18 protein-coding genes are annotated in these 18737 nt (G+C 34.0%); 11 read left to right on the forward strand and 7 right to left on the reverse strand.

The window, feature by feature from the left end:
- The first annotated feature begins 93 nt into the window (after positions 1–93).
- Entirely contained in the window at positions 94–726 is a 633-nt protein-coding gene (locus tag DM447_RS09270; protein ID WP_112180955.1) for a ribonuclease H1 domain-containing protein, read from the forward strand.
- Between the two features lie 45 nt (positions 727–771).
- On the opposite strand, the gene DM447_RS09275 is transcribed toward DM447_RS09270, so the two are convergent.
- Positions 772–1542, reverse strand: coding sequence for a DUF2161 domain-containing phosphodiesterase (locus DM447_RS09275; RefSeq protein WP_241964579.1), 771 nt, complete (start codon positions 1540–1542; stop codon positions 772–774).
- 115 nt (positions 1543–1657) lie between these two features.
- Complete coding sequence (locus DM447_RS09280; protein WP_157967307.1) at positions 1658–3469, reverse strand: DUF2207 domain-containing protein; 1812 nt, start codon at positions 3467–3469, stop codon at positions 1658–1660.
- Between the two features lie 188 nt (positions 3470–3657).
- Between DM447_RS09280 and DM447_RS09285 the strand changes: the two genes are divergently transcribed.
- Complete coding sequence (locus tag DM447_RS09285; RefSeq protein WP_112180958.1) at positions 3658–3819, forward strand: YfhD family protein; 162 nt, start codon at positions 3658–3660, stop codon at positions 3817–3819.
- A 43-nt stretch (positions 3820–3862) separates the two neighbouring features.
- On the opposite strand, the gene DM447_RS09290 is transcribed toward DM447_RS09285, so the two are convergent.
- Entirely contained in the window at positions 3863–4525 is a 663-nt protein-coding gene (locus DM447_RS09290; protein ID WP_112180959.1) for a peptidylprolyl isomerase, read from the reverse strand.
- A 229-nt stretch (positions 4526–4754) separates the two neighbouring features.
- Here DM447_RS09290 and DM447_RS09295 point away from each other — a divergent pair, with 229 nt between their 5' ends.
- Positions 4755–5225, forward strand: coding sequence for a hypothetical protein (locus DM447_RS09295; RefSeq protein ID WP_112180960.1), 471 nt, complete (start codon positions 4755–4757; stop codon positions 5223–5225).
- Positions 5226–5291: 66 nt separating this feature from the next.
- On the opposite strand, the gene DM447_RS09300 is transcribed toward DM447_RS09295, so the two are convergent.
- Positions 5292–6203 (reverse strand): DMT family transporter, encoded by a 912-nt coding sequence (locus tag DM447_RS09300; protein ID WP_232824027.1) that lies wholly within the window; start codon positions 6201–6203, stop codon positions 5292–5294.
- A 219-nt stretch (positions 6204–6422) separates the two neighbouring features.
- On the opposite strand from DM447_RS09300, the gene DM447_RS09305 reads away from it, so the two are divergent.
- Complete coding sequence (locus DM447_RS09305; RefSeq protein WP_112180961.1) at positions 6423–7205, forward strand: SurA N-terminal domain-containing protein; 783 nt, start codon at positions 6423–6425, stop codon at positions 7203–7205.
- A gap of 84 nt (positions 7206–7289) precedes the next feature.
- Here DM447_RS09305 and DM447_RS09310 read toward each other — a convergent pair whose 3' ends face one another.
- The 3 genes from DM447_RS09310 to DM447_RS09320 all read right to left on the reverse strand — a co-directional run bounded on the left by DM447_RS09310 (position 7290) and on the right by DM447_RS09320 (position 9115).
- Positions 7290–7742, reverse strand: a complete 453-nt coding sequence (locus DM447_RS09310) for a GNAT family N-acetyltransferase (protein ID WP_232824029.1) — start codon at positions 7740–7742, stop codon at positions 7290–7292.
- A 93-nt stretch (positions 7743–7835) separates the two neighbouring features.
- A complete protein-coding gene (locus DM447_RS09315) occupies positions 7836–8078 on the reverse strand; it encodes a YppG family protein (protein ID WP_112180962.1) in 243 nt (80 codons plus the stop codon).
- Between the two features lie 179 nt (positions 8079–8257).
- Positions 8258–9115 carry a MurR/RpiR family transcriptional regulator gene (locus DM447_RS09320; RefSeq protein WP_112180963.1) on the reverse strand — a complete coding sequence of 286 codons (858 nt, stop codon included), beginning with the start codon at positions 9113–9115 and terminating at the stop codon, positions 8258–8260.
- A gap of 176 nt (positions 9116–9291) precedes the next feature.
- On the opposite strand from DM447_RS09320, the gene gnd reads away from it, so the two are divergent.
- The 7 genes from gnd to chvE all read left to right on the forward strand — a co-directional run bounded on the left by gnd (position 9292) and on the right by chvE (position 18691).
- On the forward strand, positions 9292–10188 hold the full coding sequence (gnd, locus tag DM447_RS09325; RefSeq protein ID WP_112180964.1) for a phosphogluconate dehydrogenase (NAD(+)-dependent, decarboxylating): 897 nt from the start codon (positions 9292–9294) through the stop codon (positions 10186–10188).
- Positions 10189–10215: 27 nt separating this feature from the next.
- Positions 10216–11559: a GntP family permease gene (locus DM447_RS09330; protein ID WP_112180965.1), complete on the forward strand. Its 1344-nt coding sequence runs from the start codon at positions 10216–10218 to the stop codon at positions 11557–11559.
- An 83-nt stretch (positions 11560–11642) separates the two neighbouring features.
- Positions 11643–13190, forward strand: coding sequence for a gluconokinase (gene gntK / locus DM447_RS09335; RefSeq protein ID WP_198663109.1), 1548 nt, complete (start codon positions 11643–11645; stop codon positions 13188–13190).
- Positions 13191–13368: 178 nt separating this feature from the next.
- On the forward strand, positions 13369–14364 hold the full coding sequence (locus tag DM447_RS09340; protein ID WP_112180967.1) for a substrate-binding domain-containing protein: 996 nt from the start codon (positions 13369–13371) through the stop codon (positions 14362–14364).
- A gap of 24 nt (positions 14365–14388) precedes the next feature.
- Positions 14389–16212: a sensor histidine kinase gene (locus tag DM447_RS09345; protein ID WP_112180968.1), complete on the forward strand. Its 1824-nt coding sequence runs from the start codon at positions 14389–14391 to the stop codon at positions 16210–16212.
- The gene (locus DM447_RS09350; protein ID WP_112180969.1) at positions 16205–17398 is read left to right on the forward strand and encodes a response regulator transcription factor; all 1194 of its coding nucleotides are present in this window, start codon (positions 16205–16207) and stop codon (positions 17396–17398) included. The genes DM447_RS09345 and DM447_RS09350 overlap by 8 nt, the downstream gene beginning before the upstream one ends.
- 186 nt (positions 17399–17584) lie before the next feature.
- Positions 17585–18691: a multiple monosaccharide ABC transporter substrate-binding protein gene (gene chvE / locus DM447_RS09355; RefSeq protein ID WP_112180970.1), complete on the forward strand. Its 1107-nt coding sequence runs from the start codon at positions 17585–17587 to the stop codon at positions 18689–18691.
- Positions 18692–18737: the final 46 nt, after the last annotated feature.

The raw sequence follows: 18737 nt of genomic DNA on the forward strand, positions 1-18737 counted from the left end.
TAAAGATTATTATTTGAGGAATAGTGTGATAGAATCATGTTCAGAGAAATAGTTCAAACTAAGATAAATTATTTGTTATGAAGGAGCATAATTTTGACTAAAAAAAAGTACTATGTTGTTTGGTCAGGTAAAAATACTGGGATTTTTGATACATGGGATGCATGTAAGAAACAAGTTATTGGAATAAACGGAGCAAAATATAAGTCTTTTCCTTCAAAAGCTGAAGCTGAAACTGCTTTTAAAAATGGACCTAAAATGCAGACGAATTCTAAGCAAAAAGTCTCGACAAAGGGACAGGCATCTTCAAAAATAGAAACAACGTTTATTGAAGATAGTATAAGTGTTGATGCCGCATGTAGTGGAAATCCAGGAGTAATGGAATATAAAGGAGTTTACACAAAAAACAATGAAGAGTTGTTCCATTTTGGTCCTGTATCAAATGGAACAAACAATATCGGTGAATTTTTGGCAATCGTACATGCATTAGCTTTATTAAAAGAGAAGAGCAGTAGTTTACCAGTTTATTCGGATTCTAAAACGGCAATCAGTTGGGTTAGAAAAAAACATGCGAACACGACGATACCAAGAGACTCTTCAACTGAACACTTATGGGAATTAATTGATCGCGCAACGAACTGGCTAAATCAAAATAGCTATAAAACGGAGATTATTAAATGGGAAACGAAGCTTTGGGGTGAAAGCAAAGCAGATTTTGGTAGGAAATAAATTAGAAAATACAATAGGAGTGAAGTTCTCTACTAGGAAAGTGCTTCACTCTTTTTTGTAAAACTTACAAACTTCAGGATATTGTTTCATTTCTTTATGACCTTTCTCACTAAGAGCATAAATCCCTCGTTTAACTCTTTCAAACCACCCATAGTAATTCTTTGTTAGTATAGAGGGAGTTTTCTTACCAGCTCCCATTTCAATTAATGCTTTTGGGGATAGTGAACCAGCATATTCAAGGTAACAGGCAATTTGAATACAATTCTCTCTATAAGCAGTCATAATTTGTGTTCTATTTGATCCACCAATATTAAAATCCGCACTTCGTCCATTAATTTCTTTCAGTACTTCTTGTCGCTTTCGCTTATTTTTCCCAATCAGTTTTTTACGATTAAATGGTGTAGGGTGAAAAATAATTTCTGTCTTTTTCGTGTTTCCTGAAAAAGTAACTAGAATTAGTCCTAAATCTAATCGTCTTACTAAATGGCATATATCTGTCCACCGTTTAGATCTACGGTTATACTTCGGTTTTGGAATTGCTATGTATACAAATTCGGATAAGCGTTGTCTTTTCGCTGCTTGTATAAGCAACTCGACAGTTAAATTCAGCTTTAATTCAATGATGATTAGTTCATCATCTTTTATGACTGCGATATCACAGTCTTTTACTTCTCCGTAAACTTGATAACCCTCTCTAACAAAGTGGCTTTGAATAGGCTTGTATAAATCAGATTCTAGTATTTTATTTGTCTCTTTCATATTGCACCGTCCAATTTCAAAAATCATTTCTACTAATATTTTATCATAAATGAGCATGATTAAGCTTGAAATAAGATACTTTGTATACCTATTCTTACGATAATATCAATGTGTATATAAGATCTTTAGAAATAAAGAGAGAAAGGAGCTTCTCTTCATTTCCTTTAAATGATTATTTTGCAACTGGTTGACTAATTGTCTGTAGGCTGTGATCAAAGACAGCAGCAGTGTGTTTTGAATTATGAAGCAAGGGATAATTGCCAGTTACTAAAAGACTGGGTGGAATTGGTTTGCATGCTTGTGCAAAATTACTTTCTTGGTTTAGAATTATCGCATACTGCATTTGATTCTGAATGTGTTTTGGCGTAATTCCGATAGGATATTTATTTTGTTTAAATAGTTTTTTCGCTAATTTAATTGCTCGTCGTAATTCATTCATGTCGCTTCTCCAACATGCAGTTGGAATCAAAAAGGTTAGGGATCCAGCAATTATAATGAATGCTAAATAAAGAAATGTAGCAGTTGTGAAAGTGAAAAAAAGACTTTGTAAAAAAATTGCACACAATAAAAGGTTTAGAAGTAATTTGCGGCAATTGTAGACTAAAACAATGGCCCCATATAAAGTAAAACTAAGAATGACTGTGTATTGTTGGTTACTTCCCCAAACATCATTTAAAACTAGATAAGTAAACATCCCAAGGGTAAAGAAAACAAGTGAGAAACTAAATAGTTGAAAGGGAATGTAGTTTGTTTTTATCTTGTTAAAGGAATCATACTTTTTAAGTAGTGGACACCATTTATCGAAGTTAGACATATCCGAATTTGTCGTACGTTTCTTCTTTGAACGACATTTGTTTTGTTCAAAGATCATCATTGATTCAAGTAGGAAATAGGGACCTTGTTCATCATGCTTTGTAAATAGCCAATTCTTCAAATGAAGTTCAGGTTCATCTAGTTTTTGATGTACTCTTTTCCAGGTGAAACGAAATGTTGTACCTTGATTTAAAGCAGATGGGACCTCTGATAGTGTAATTATGTTGCGTTTGTGTAAGGAGAAAAGTCCGGCTATAATAGCTTCTTTTGTTAGTTTTGCATGTTTATTTACGTAATGAACAATTAACGGATCTGTCTTTTCCATTAATGCTAATAGTGCCTTTTTATTCTTTTTTTCATGGTTTATGGTGTTTGGATGTCTTAAAATAAGATATGCTCCAATAACTATACTACTTATTATAGCAATAAGCAGAATGGAAACCTTACTGTTAAAATTATCTTCAACATTCTTATAACGGGATTGCAATGCACTTTCTGAAATTAGAAGTTCATTTTTAAAATTTTTTGCTTCATCAATTGGTCGATTAGTTAATTCGATAGCAGGGAAAATAAATCTGAAATCAATAGACTCTGATTGAGAAAGGAAATCATATGTGTAGTAGGTCTCATCATCAACGGTATGAATAATTGGTTGGTTACTAGAATGAAAAAAGATAAAAGTATCCTGATTTTTCTGTTTCTTAGGAGTGCTTAGTTTAAGCATTACATCATCAATACCACCATCTTTTATTTCATCAAAAAAGATGTACTGTAAATCGGCAATATCGTTATATTTTGTAATAGCATCTTTAATATCATAGCTAAAAACGATTTGTTTTAATTCATTTTCGGAGGAAGAGCTAATTTGATAGTCATTTTTCATTTTTTTAACAGTTAAAGGTTCTAGATTGAGCGTTTCAAGATCTTTCTCTGCAAGTTGATTTGGTGCATGATAGGCTTCGAAGTTTTCAATATTGTCATCCATAGATCTAGTAGTTTTATTGAATGAATTGTGATAAGTGTATAACTCTGTTATATGTACTGTTCCGTCACTGTCTATATTAGCTTGAATATTTGCAGATTCAATTGTTAGAGCATGGTTGTTATCTCCGCAGCTAACTAACAATAATAAAAGTGGAAACAGACAAAATAATCGGTGCTTTATTTTCAATTTAATCATCCTTTTTAGTTACATAAAATACATCAAACTTGTCCAAATATCTGATAGTTAAATCTATGATGAAAAGCTACTGAACATGTATAGAACGATGAATAATATAATCCTTATAAAAAATACGGATAATTTAGAAGCATAATTACCATGCTAAGTGTCAAAATCACTAGAAAGGAGTGGGCACAATGGGAAGAGACGAACATCAACATGGCAAACATAATAAAGCGAAATTGCCACAAACACCCAAAAACCAAAAGGATTCGGATGGTGTTGATATTGAAATGTCCAACAATCCAGAAGTTCAATTTGGTGTTAATGAAGCAGAAGAAAAAGATAATAGAAAATAAAAGAGTAGCATCCATTCATTCAATGGATGCTACTCTATCAAGATTACTCAACATTCGGCTCTGGATAATCATAACCAAATGTATTAACAACAACAGTTTTCATACGTTGATCGTTAAGGGGTTTGTCAGTTGCATTTGGATCTAGTTCAGATGCTACAATTGTATCTACAACTTCCATACCTTCGATAACCTTTCCAAAACTAGCATATTCACCATCTAGACTAGGTGAATCAGCTACCATAATGAAAAACTGTGATCCTGCTGAATCAGGTTCGTTTGTTCGTGCCATTGATAGTACCCCTCGTTCATGTAATAAGTTATTTTCGAACCCATTAGAACTAAATTCACCTGGAATCGAGTAACCTGGACCACCACCTCCAGTACCATCAGGATCTCCTCCTTGAATCATAAATCCAGGAATGACACGGTGAAAGATAAGCCCGTCATAAAAACCTTCTTCAATTAAGCTGATAAAATTCGCAACTGTATTTGGAGCGATTTTTGGATATAGCTCTAAGATTATTTCTGTTCCATTTTCCATTGTAATAGTAACAACTGGATTTTCCTCGACATCCGACAAGTCTAATTGTTCACTCAATTGCTCTTCAACATCATCTGTTTCTGTTACAGAACCACAACTTGCGATTAGTAATAGTAGTAAAAGGCTACTAATCAAAGTTAGGATTGGTTTTATTTTTATTGTCATAATTGCTATTCCTCCTGTTAAATTATCTCATCTTAAACGTTTCAATATAGTATTATATCACGTGCTTGTTACAAATTAGTAGCGGTACTTTTCGTTATTTGCAACGATATAATTTTTCGGAACCCTTCTTGTAGAATGGTTTAGAAGGAAAAAATTCCACTATTATGGATATAAAATTTGGATTTGGGAAACGTAAACATAATACGGTAGAAATGGAGATGATCATTTAATGCGTAAACTTTTGTTTGTTTTATCAATAATAGCTTTCTTTACATTAACAGGTTTTAGTTCTAATACAACTGATATAAATGTGGATGACATCATAGTTAATAAAGAAGAGGTACAAGTGAATTCCAATATCTTTATGCAAGATAGGATAAATAATAGTAGTGATACCACAATTATGGAAGGAGTAAATACTGTTTTAGCGACCATTGAGGCGTTAAAATATACTGCAGTTCATTCCCCTAACGATAGTGCTAAAATAATAAAAATTGGTAAGAAGTTGAAAGAAGATTGGGAGCTTATTGAAGAAAAAGTAGAAGCTGCTTACCCTGAGGATTATACGAATATTGAAGAGAGTTTTTATCCATTAATTGAGGAGACACAACACGATAAACCAGATACAGATGTGTTAATGAAACTGACAGCAGAAGTAAATGATAAATTATTTAAATTCAAAGAAAAAATATCTGCTTAAATAAAATTGTATAGATAAATAATAAAAAGACATTAGATGGTTTTGATCTAATGTCTTTCTATTACGTTAATTCATCTTATTTACTGTTGATCTCTTTATTCGAAAAGAAAAAACAGTTAAAAATAAAGATAAAAATACAAGTATAAAGCCAAATACCTGCCAACTGCTCAACATTTCATCTAATAGGAGGAGACCTATTAAAACGGCTACAACTAACTCAAAAGAAGAAAGGATAGAAGCTTTGCTTGATTCGACATAAGAAAGCCCGATAGTGAATAAAATATAAGCGAAGATTGTAGAGATGATTGAAATCCCTAAGATGTTCAACCAAACTTCTTTCATGATAAAAGCTTCTTTTTGCGTCCAAATTCTACTTGTAGGAATCATAAAAATACTGCCGCAGATCATCGAATATACTGTAATTGTAAGTGGATGGTAGATTCTACTAGCAGATTTCCCAATAATACTGTAAGACGAACAACATAGGCCAGATAATAATCCTAAAACAATCGTAGTCGTTGTTAAAGAAAAGTGTCCAATAGGTAAAAATTGAATGACAAGTCCACATCCTAAAATAGTTAATAAAACAGCGATTATTTTCTGAAGTGGTAATTTTTCTTTAAATAAGAATCTGGCTATTATGGCCGTGAAAGCAGGTGATGTATAAATGAATATAACAGCGACAGAAAGGGTTGATCTTTCTATTACTTCAAAATAACACCAATTAAACAGGGCCATGCTTACTACACCAAGTGCAATAAAGTAAGGTAAATCTTTCATTCTTATCTTTAGATAACTTCTTGCGATACTCGCTAGAATGATAAATAATATCAAACTGGATATACTTAAGCGAACCGTTACTACTTGCCATGGTGTGAAACTAAACGTGTACAAATTCTCGACAAATAAACCTGTTAACCCCCAAAAGGATGCTCCCAGAATTACAAGTCCGTAAGCAAAATAATGATTCATTTGCATGGTTATACCCTCCCATTTCTCTCTATCTACTAGGTTCAGGATAACTATTATAATGTTGTGAAAAATTTTCACTTATATTAAGTAAGTTTAACGTATATGTAGCTCTAAAGCAATATTTGTATTTTTATGAATGATTCAATTAATTTTGCGGATGATGTTTTAATAATTAGTTAGACTATGTTACAATATCCAAATAATTAGGATGGAAGGAGAACTACAATGACAATCAATAAAAAATGGTTATTAAGTTTATTTCTCGTATTATTTGTGCTTGTACTTGCGGCATGTAATAGTGACGATGAAACAACGGAAGATACGAACGATGAGACAGCGACAGAAGAGGAAGAAAGTGAAACAGCAACTACCGAAGAAGCAGCAATGCCTGAGGCGGATTTGGAAGGCATACCTGAAGTTGTTGCTGAAGTAAATGGAGAAGAAATAACACGTGAAAAATTTGAGACAACTTATCAAGGGCAACTCCAACAAGTGGCTTTACAAGCACAAATGTCTGGGTCAACAGAAGAGATAGATCAAGATCAATTAAAGACACAAGTTGCAGAAGGTATGGTTGGACAAGAACTCTTAATACAAGAAGCAAATAATCGTGATTATGATGCTTCAGATGAAGCTGTAGATGAAGTTTTAAACGGATTAGTTGAACAAAATGGACTTGAATCGCAAGAAGAGTTCCTCGCAGCTATAGAAGAACAAGGAACAGAGCAAGAAGAAGTAATGTCCCAAATTGAGTTGCAAGTAAAGGTTGATCAACTTATTGCAAATGAATCAGCAGACATCGAGCCAACAGACGAAGAAATGCAAACCTATTATGATCAATTAGTGGAACAACAAGAGCAAACGGGTGAAGAAGGAGTAGAAATCCCTTCTTTTGAAGAGGCAAAACCACAGATTGAAGAACAGTTAAAGAGTCAAAAAGAAGCAGAAGTAACGCAAACTCTTATTAATACGTTACGTGAAGACGCAGACGTAACGATTAATATATAGTGTAATAAACAAGGTCCAATATAATTGGACCTTGTTTACATATTTTTACAGCCCCAAAACCTATAATGGTTATTTAAAAGTCTTTTATTCATTTGATAAATTTCTTTCCATTAAGGTAGAAACTTCACGGAAACCAAGACTTTGATATAAATATTTAGCATGATTTCCAGAAAAGACATTCAACTGGATGTCATGATACCCTTGAGCTTTTAACCGTTTGAATACCTCTTTACACAATTGCTTTGCGATTCCTTTTCTTCGATAGGGAGGAAGCACATACACTTCAGAAATATGGCCAATCAATTTGTTAGAATAATAATCAAAACTTTCTCCTACACCAATCCAACCATTAATATAACCGTCCTTACTATATACCATATAATAACCACCGCTCGCTAAAAAGTTGGATACTATTCGATGTGCTTTTTCTTGACTTGGTTTACCATATCCCATAGTTGCTTCTTTTAGCACAACAGGTGCATGGTTTACTATTGTTTGTATCTCACTATACGTAGCTTTGTTAATATTAATAGTCATGATGTTAAAACTCCTTATGGCAATGTTGCTGATTTAAGAGAAAAATAACAACTTTTAATGCATAGAAAGGCTAATTGCATTAAAGAATAATGCTTATTTTTTAATATATTTTGTGATCAATGGACTCACTTGTTTGATCATTGGGCTTACCTGCGTGTAAATACCTTGCACTTGTTGAGCAGTTGCTGTTATTTTATCAAAATCAAAATTTCCATCAGCTGTTTTAAATTGTGTTAACAAACTTTGCTTCTTTTGAACTGGAGGCATTTGATATGGTCTTCGATTTGGTATTAACGGATAAGGTTGATTTGGACGTACTGGCCTTTCTGGAAACATTTCTTCACCTCCTATAAATTATAGTTGGTATATATTATTCAAGTTGGGGAGTTATGGAAAGGTATTTGTCCATATATTTTCTGTGTTAAAGTTTTTTCTTTCTTCACCAACTTAACGGACAATAAAAAACCAAGTCAAAATCAATTTGAACTTGGTTTACTTCATTTTGTTAACTTCACTTAAATACGTCTAGATGATATAGCTCTTCTCACTCTTCTCATGGATTCTTTACCAGCCTCTTTTTGAGCAATTAGAACATTTACATAAATCGCATCAATTAAACTGAGCTGGGCAATACGGGAAGATAAGGCCTCCGAGCGATAGTCTGTTTCTTCAGACAACGTGTGTAATGGGATATCTACCTTTTGACTGAGCGGTGATTTAGCTAAACTAGTAATTCCAATTGTTTTAACTCCGTTCTCTTGTACGATTTCCAGTATGTCTAAAATGTCTTTCGTTGTACCAGTATGGGAAATAAGTACAGCTACATCATCACTAGTCATTTGTGAGGCTGACATGAGCTGCATATGTGTATCAACTTGAGCAAAGACAGGAATACCTGTTCGAATAAATTTATGGTAAGCATCTTGGGCAATAACGCTGGACCCGCCATTGCCAAAAAATTCGACTCTTTTTCCTTGAAGAATTAATTTTATAGCAGATTTAAGGGCATGCTCATCCATTACTTTTAATGTGTCCTCAAGTGTTTTTATGTTGGAGTGAAAAATTTTTTCTGCTACAGTTTTTTCTGTGTCTTCTGGTAGAATTTTTTCGTGAATGTCATTTACAGGTTCTGTAATTTCAGAAGCTAATACTATTTTCATAGATTGATAACCTTTAAAACCAATTCGCTTGCAGAAACGGAAAACTGTTGAGTTTGCAATGCCGATATCATCTGCAACCTGGTTAATTGTACCGTAAACAACTTTATGAGGCTTTTCTAATATATAATCAGCAATTCTTTTTTCTTTATGACTAAATGTTGCGTAGTGTGATCTGATTCGTACCAGGCAATGTTGCATTTCAGTGGTTGGCATTAAATACCCTCCTTATTTATATCTATTACTATTATTATATAGGGAAATACGAATAAAGGAAATATTTTTTTATAACGCTTTCAAAAAAAGAAATATTTTTTCAGAAAACGCTTGCAAAAGAATAATATTTTTTTGTATAATGAATTTAAGAAAAAAATTTCCGGGAGTTGAAATATATGAAAATAGCAATGATTGGTTTAGGGAAGATGGGTATGAACTTAACACTTAATTTATTAGATCATGGTCACCAAGTTGTGGCCTACGATGTTTATTCAGATTCTGTTAAACGAGCAGCAGACCAGGGGGCTGAAGCAGCTGAATCACTTGAGGATCTCGTAGGAAAGGTAGAATCACCTAGAGTCATATGGATGATGGTGCCAGCTGGGGATGTTACAGAAACAGTAGTGTCTGAGATTAATAGATTGTTAGATAAAGATGACATATTGATTGATGGTGGAAATTCAAACTATAAAGATACCGTTCGTCGTGCAGCAGAATTAGCAGAACAAAGTGTTTATTATTTAGATGTTGGAACAAGTGGTGGAACAGATGGTGCAAGAGAAGGTGCCTGTACAATGATAGGTGGAGATGAAACAGCTTTTAATCAAGTAGAAAAATTATTTTCTGACACATGCGTTGAAAGCGGTTACCTTTATACAGGTAAATCAGGAAGCGGTCACTTTTTAAAAATGGTTCATAATGGAATTGAGTATGGCATGATGCAAGCAATTGGAGAAGGTTTTGATATATTAGATAAAAGTGAATTTAATTATGACTACGAAAAGGTAGCACGTGTTTGGAATAATGGTTCTGTCATTCGTTCCTGGTTAATGGAACTTATGGAAGACGCTTTCTCTGATGATAGTAATTTAGATGATATAAAAGGTATTGTTCATTCATCAGGAGAGGGTAAATGGACGGTGGAAACAGCATTAGACTTGCAAGTTTCTGCACCAGTAATCGCTCTATCTTTAATGATGCGGAATCGCTCATTAGAATCAGATACGTTTAGTGGTAAGGTAGTTGCAGCACTCAGAAATCAATTTGGTGGTCATGCAGTAGAAAAGAACTAATACATAATACATTAGGAGGAATGCATCATGTCAGGAACAATATTAATTTTAGTAGCAGTAGCTGCAATTTTTACATTATTATATTTAGTAATTCGAATAAAGCTTCATGCATTTGTAGCATTAATGGTTGTAAGTTTACTAGTAGGTATTGCTGCAGGAATGCCATTAGATCATGTTATTGAATCTGTCGAAAATGGAATGGGTGGTACATTAGGCTTTGTAGCAATTGTTGTTGGTCTAGGTGCCATGTTTGGAAAGATGTTAGAAGTTTCAGGAGGGGTAGAACGCCTTGCACAAACGTTATTAAATAAATTTGGAGAAGATCGCTCACAGTGGGCATTAGGTATTACCGGATTTTTGGTAGCGATTCCAGTATTTTTTGATGTTGGTTTTATCATTTTAGTACCATTAGTATATGGTTTAGCGAAGAAAACAGGTAAATCATTATTATACTATGGTATTCCTTTGTTAGCAGGTTTAGCTGTTACACATAGTTATATTCCACCAACTCCAGGCCCAATTGCTGTAGCAGATTTAATTGGTGCAGATCTTGGTTGGGTAATATTATTCGGTATTATCGCAGGTATACCGTCAATGATTATTGCTGGTCCTCTATTTGGTAAGTACATTTCAAAGAAGATACACATTACAGTACCTGATTATATGAATTTTGAAGAAAAAGAGTATGATAAAGATCTACCAGGCTTTGGGATGATTACATCTATTATCATGGTTCCATTAGTTCTGATTTTAATTAATACACTATCAGCAGTAATGCTTCCAGAAGGAAATACATTCCGAGCGTTCACTACTTTCGTCGGTAACCCGATTGTTGCATTAACGATCGCAACATTATTGACATTTACATTTTTGGGTACAAAAAGAGGATATTCAAGGCAAGATATACAAGATATAGCAACAAAAGCATTAGAACCAGCAGGTATTATTATTTTAGTAACAGGTGCAGGTGGGGTATTTAAAACAGTTTTAATTGACTCAGGTGTTGGTGATGTTTTAGGTAATATTATGGCAGGTTCGGCTTTACCACCAATTCTTTTAGCGTTTTTGATTGCTGCGGTTGTACGTGTTGCACAAGGTTCAGCAACAGTGTCGATGGTAACAGCTGCCGGTTTAATTGCACCTGTGATTGGCATTATGGGTCTAGAAGGTCCTGTTTTAGGATTAATCGTTATCTCAATTGCCGCAGGTGCAACCGTCCTTTCACATGTTAATGATTCTGGATTCTGGTTAGTTAGTAGATATTTCGGTCTTGATGTGAAAGACACATTAAAAACATGGACAGTGATGGAAACATTAATAGGTGTTGTTGGTTTAATTACTGCACTTACACTTGGTCTATTTATTTCATAGGATGGAAGGAGCGCCTAAAAAAGCGCTCCTTGTGTTTTAATTGAAAAGATAGGAAAATGTACATAAATGTTATTGGAGGTATAATGATGCAAAAAAAATATTTGTTGGGTGTAGATATCGGTACGACTAGCACAAAGGCAGTATTATTTAATCGATCTGGAAAAATACAAAGCCAGCATGCAGTTGAATATCCATTGCATACGCCTGTTCCTGGGGCCGCTGAACAAGATGTGGAAGAAATTCTGCAAGCTGTTAAAATATCAATTCGAGAAGCAATCAAAAAAAGTTCGATCAACCAAGATGAACTATTATTCATTTCATTCAGTGCTGCGATGCATAGTTTGATTGCAGTGGATGTTGATGGTAAACCATTAACACAGAGTATTACATGGGCTGATCAACGTAGTGAACCGTGGGCTAAAAAGTTAAAAGCAGAGAATGGACATCAAATCTATTTACGAACGGGTACGCCGATCCATCCGATGTCTCCACTAGCAAAGATTATTTGGTTAAAAAATGAACAACCAGAACTATTTAAAAAAACAGCTAAGTTTATATCGATTAAAGAATATATTTTTAAACAATTTTTCGATACTTATATCATTGACTTTTCCATCGCATCAGCAACAGGGTTATTTAATTTAGAGAATCTTACATGGGATCAAGGTGCATTAGATGCTGCGGGAATCAGTAATGATCAATTATCAACTATTGTTCCAACTACACATAAGATACATGGTTTACAGCAAGAATTGGCTGATGAACTTGGAATAGATGCTAATTTACCATTTATAGTTGGTGCTAATGATGGTGTGCTATCAAATCTTGGTGTTAATGCAATTGAACCAGGTGTTGTAGCACTAACTATAGGAACTAGTGGAGCAATACGAACGGTGACAGACCGTCCAGTGACAGATCCTAAAGGCAGAATTTTCTGTTATGCATTAACAGAAAATCATTGGGTTATTGGTGGACCTGTTAATAATGGTGGAATGGTTATGCGTTGGCTTCGAGATGAAGTCTGTCATGAAGAAGTATTACAAGCAAAAGAGCAGGGAATTGATCCTTATGATCTAATGACAGAAAAAATAAGCAACGTACAAGCTGGTGCAGAAGGATTGATTTTCCACCCTTATTTAGCAGGAGAACGTGCTCCTTTATGGAATGCAAATGCGAGAGGTTCGTTCTTCGGTTTAGGCATGCATCACAAAAAGGAACATATGATGCGTGCAGTACTAGAAGGGATTAATTTGAATATTTATACAGTCCTGCTAGCACTAGAAGAGATTATCGGAATTCCTGAGAAAATTCATGCGACCGGTGGTTTCGCCAAATCACCAGTATGGAGACAAATGCTTTCCGATGTTTTTAATCAAGAGGTTCAAATTCCAGAAAGTGTTGAAAGCTCTTGCTTAGGTGCAGTTGTGCTTGGGTTATATGCGTTGGGTGAAGTAGATGATCTAAACGTCGTATCAGAAATGATTGGTACAACTGAAAGTAATCGTCCTAACCAAGATCAGGTGGATATTTACACAGAGTTAATACCAATTTTTATCCGTCTTAGTCGCCTTTTTGAGGAAGACTATGATGCAATTGTTGCATTTCAACAAAAGCACGTAAAAACTGAATAATTGATATAATCAAACGGTATTAGTAATCCTACTAATGCCGTTTTTTTGTGTTGTCATTTAAAATAGCAGCATATTAATAATATAAAGCTATTTCTATTCAATGTTTTATTCTAACTATGCTATAATAAATTCATTTAATTGGAAGCGTTTCCAAAATATAAAATAAGGAGGTTCTTACTTGAAGAATCTACTTTTCGTTTACTTATTATTGATTAGTTTATTTGTATTGTATGTTTATCATTATCAAGCAAATGAGTTAACGACTCAGGAATGGTCAAAGAATGAACTACAAGGAAATATGGATGAAACATATGTGATGGTAACCTTTCAGGTTGGAATTGATTATTGGAAACGTGCACTGAAGGGTTTTGAAGATGCTGCAGGAGCATTAAATGTTTCTGTAGAATATCGTGGGGCGAGAGAATATGATGTCAATGAAGAGATTACCGTCCTAGAACAAGTAATTGCAAAAAATCCTGCAGGCATAGCGATATCAACAATGGATCCTGAGGCGTTAAGTTCCGTAATCGATAAAGCAGTAGAAGCTGATATTCCGTTAGTTATGTTTGATTCTGATGCACCTGAGAGTAAAGCATATACATTTTTAGGAACGAATAATTATCACGCGGGAGAAGAAGCAGCACATAAGATGGCTGCATTAGTTAATGAAAAAGGAAAAATTGGGGTTATTACACAACCGCATCAATTAAATCATCAAGAAAGAACGCAGGGTTTTCAAGATACTATTTTCATGGAATATCCTGAAATGGAGGTTGTTTCTATTAAGGATGGAAGAGGAGATCAGTCGGAATCTAAATTAGTTGCACATGATATGATAACTGAGTTTCCAGATTTAGTTGGTGTATTTGCTACTGAAGCAAATGGCGGAGTTGGAGTAGGTCTAGCAAGCTTAACTAATAATTTAGAGGATTCATTAAAAATCATTAGTTTTGATACGGATAAAGGAACGCTGGATATGATTCAAGACGGGGTTATCTCTGCAACCTTGGCACAAGGAACATGGGAGATGGGTTATTGGTCATTACAATTTTTATTTCATTTACAGCATAAGATTGTAGAAGAGGAAGATGCAGAAACACCATTACCACGTTATGTTGATACGGGTATTACGATCGTTACACAAAAAAATGTAGATTCGTATTATCCGCAATAAAACTTCTAGAATGGACTGATAGTAGTGAAACGTTGGATAAAAATTAATAATTTACCCATTCGATTTAAGTTAATCTCACACTTTCTGTTTGTTAGTATCATTCCTATTATCTGTCTTGGCTTTTTAATCAATTGGACGGTAGAGCGTGTTTTAGAAGAACAAGTTAATAATAATACATTCCAACTTATAAATAAAGTTAATGAAACCCTAGAATTTCACCTCAATAACATGCAAAGCATCACATATTTCATTGCAGCTAATAAAGATATACAACAATTTCTAGATCAAAATCAGGAAGAAGAAGTTATTAATAAAGTTAATGAATATGACATGACAGACTACCTTCGAAAAATTACGACTTTATCACCTGAAGTAGCAGGATTATTAGTAATAAATAGTGAAGGAGACTACATAAGCAATGAACTGTATGCACCGTCAGAGAAAAATTTGACGGATGAGTATTGGTACCAAGAAGCAGTTGATAATAAAGGAATTTTTAAAATTATTGGAAAACCTAAGGGACGTAGCATAACATCATTAGTGAATTATAAAAATGATGAAGTGATATCAGTTGTTCGTGCAATAGTAGACCCCTATACACAAAAGGTTCAAGGTGTTATTTTAATAGATTTAAAAGTTCGAGTTATTGCTGAAACAGTAAGAGACATCCGCTTGGGAAAAACTGGTTATCTAATGGTTATAGATGATCAAAATAATACTATCTATCAACCGAATGATCCCTTAATTGAATCAATACCAGATCAGTGGCTAGAAGAAAAAAACACTGGTACTTTCTCTAAATTAATAAAGGGACAGAAACTGCAATTTATTTTCAACAAGTCACCCTTTGCTAATTGGACGACGATTGGTGTTTTTCCTGCCGAAGAGACAATATTTGAAATCCGTGAAATACGATTTTATTTAGTTTTTTTTGTTTTTATACTCATGTTATTCGGAATTCCTGTCTCCTATTTTTTATCCAATTCGATATCGAAACCAATTTCAGAATTAATGCGTTTCATGCAAAAAGCTGAAGGAGGAAATCTAGCAGTTCGTTATCATGAAAACCGGCATGACGAAATAGGATTACTTGGACGAAGTTTCAATAAAATGTTGGTGCAAATGAATCATTTAATGTTTTTAACAAAGCGACACGAAAGACAAAAACGAGAAGCTGAATTTAGAAGTCTACAAGCAAATATTAATCCGCATTTTCTCTATAATACGTTAGATACAATTCAATGGATGGCTAGAAAGCAAAAAGCAGATGATGTTGCTGAGGTAGTTGAGTCATTGGCTAAATTATTTCGAATAGGGTTAAGTAAAGGAAGAGATAAGATTACCCTTTCTGAGGAAATAGAACATATAGAGAGCTACTTAATCATTCAACAAATAAGATATCGAGAGAAATTAAACTATCAAATTCAAATTGGTGAAAATTATCGTTCTTTGTATGTTTTAAAATTCATTTTGCAGCCCATTGTAGAAAATGCTATTTATCATGGCATTAAGGAAAGACGTGGTTTGGGTCATATTACTGTAACCGCAAACGCAAAAGAAGAAAAGCTATCTATTATCATTCAGGATGACGGAGTCGGGATGTCAGAATTGCAGTTAGAAGAGATGCGACTGGCTTTAAGTGAGGCGATTATACGTACAGAAAATCGAGAAGAAAATAGAGAGAAAAAAGGTTACGGTATGTTAAATGTTCAAGCTCGGATTCTTTTAACGTTTGGAGAGGAATACGGAATTTATATAGATAGTGAGAAAGGTGTTGGAACAAGGGTTGAAATCACATTACCAATTTTAGGTGATTATATACTAAAAGGGGATAGGCCTAATGCTTAAATGGAAAGTGTTAATTGCAGATGATGAAATGATGATACGGGAGGGAATTCGGTCCTGCATCAATTGGGAAAAGTATGAAATGGAAGTAGTAGGGGAAGCGGAAGATGGAGAAGAAGTAGTGCAGTTGGCAATTAAGAATCAAATTGATTTATTATTAATAGATTTAAATATGCCTATAATGGATGGTATTACAGCTATGAAACAAGTAAAGGAACAACTACCACAATGCAAAATGGTTGTAATATCTGGATATGATACGTTTCACTATGCGCAAGATGCCATTAGATTGCAAGTAGTAGATTATATTCTAAAACCTGTAAATTCAGAAAAACTAGGAAATATATTAATGACATTAAACCAAACGCTTATAACAGAGGTAAATCAAGAAATATATTTAAAACAAGCTGAAAAACAACTATTAAAAAATCATGAACAACTTAAAGATCGATTTTTAAAAGATTGGATAGCAGCTAAATTAACAGATGATGAGATAATAGATCAATTACATTTTTTAGGATTACCAATAGTGATGCCTCAACAATATTTGGTAGTGATGTGGCCTGGTTATCAACAAAGCAATACAATTATTACAGAGAATGAAAGAGCGATTTTCATATTCGCAATTGATAATATAGTTGAGGAAATACTGGATTCATCAGCTATTTTTCAGTTTAGAGAAGGTTCTGAGTTACTTCATGTTTGTATATGGAAGACTGTCACAAAGGAACAGATAACCGAACTAGTACTGGAAATAAAAAAATGTTTGAAAATTAATGTTTATGTACAAATGGAAGATATTCATATTACGGAATTAACGGATTTGTACAAAATTCATGACTTATGTAAGGTAAAAGTCGCTAAGCAAGCACGAGTTTCTCCTATTGTTAAACAAGCGCAAACATACGTCCAACAACATTATCAAGATTCGTCCATTACACTTGAAAAAGTTGCAGAGAATACGCATGTTTCAACAGTTTATGTAAGTCGAATGATCAAACAAGAGTTAGGTATCTCTTATATTGCTTTATTAACACAATTACGCATAAATAAAGCAGCAGATTTATTAAAAACAACAAATATGACAATTAGAGAGATAGCAGAAATTGTAGGTTATGAGACACAGCATTATTTCAGTACTGCTTTTAAGAAAACAACAGGTATTTCTCCAAATCAATTCAGAAAGTAAAAATTAATAACATCGCTACATATTAGCTAGAAGCTTATATGTAGCGATGTTATTTTAATTTAAAAAGTTGTCATATTTCAATTTGATTAAATTTTTATAAAAACACTTTAAAATAATGTAAAGGCTTTCATTTATTTAAATGCTATTGTAGTTACGAGGAAGTTAAATTGAAAGGGGTTACAAAAGATGAAGAAATTAGTCTTACTTGCACTATTATTTAGTTTTATGGTTGTACTTGCTGCATGTGGAGGGGATGACAGTACTTCTAGTAGTTCTGATGATGGGGGCGAAACTGTATCAAATGATGCATCAATCGGTATAGCAATGCCAACGAAATCATCAGCTAGATGGGTGGATGATGGTGACAACATGGTGGAACAATTAGAAGCCCTTGGTTTTGAAACGGATGTACAATATGCGGAAGATGATGTAGATAAACAGATCGAACAAATTGAAAACATGATTGTCAAAGGTGCGGATGTTTTAGTAGTTGCATCAATTGATGGTACAGCATTATCTAATGTATTAGCAAAGGCAGCTGACCAGGATATTGAAGTTATTGCCTATGACCGATTAATTATGGAAACACCTGATGTTAGCTACTATGCAACATTCGATAATTTTCAAGTAGGTGTATTACAAGCAACATACATTGAAGAGGCATTAAATCTTGCAGAAGCAGAGGGACCATTTAATATTGAATTATTTGGTGGATCACCTGATGATAATAATGCCTATTTCTTCTGGGATGGTGCAATGTCAATCTTACAACCACATATTGATAGTGGAAAAGTTGTCATACAAAGTGCACAGACAGAATTTGAACAAGCGGCAACTATGCGTTGGGATGGAAATAACGCAAAATCTCGGATGGAAAACATTCTTAGTAAAGCATATTCTGGTGGAGAAACTGTTGATGCAGTGCTATCTCCATATGATGGGATTAGTCGTGGGGTAATTCAAGCATTAAAAGGTGTCGGTTATGGTTCGGGTGATTTACCAATGCCCGTTATAACAGGTCAAGATGCTGAATTAGCTTCCATTAAATCAATTGTTGCACAAGAGCAAACACAAACTGTATTTAAAGATACACGAGATTTAGCTGCTGTTGTAGTTACAATGATTGACGCAATCCTTACAGGCGAAGAAGCAGAAGTTAATGATACAGAAACGTATGACAATGGTATAGAAGTTATCCCGTCTTATTTAGTAGAACCAGTGTCCGTAGATATAGATAATTATCAAGAAATTGTAATGGACAGTGGTTACTATTCAGAAGATGAACTAGAGTAGTATAGCGTGAAATTAGTGGTGGGAGGCCACCACTAATTTAAATTAT

This window comes from Paraliobacillus zengyii (assembly GCF_003268595.1).
Classification (GTDB): domain Bacteria; phylum Bacillota; class Bacilli; order Bacillales; family Amphibacillaceae; genus Paraliobacillus_A; species Paraliobacillus_A zengyii.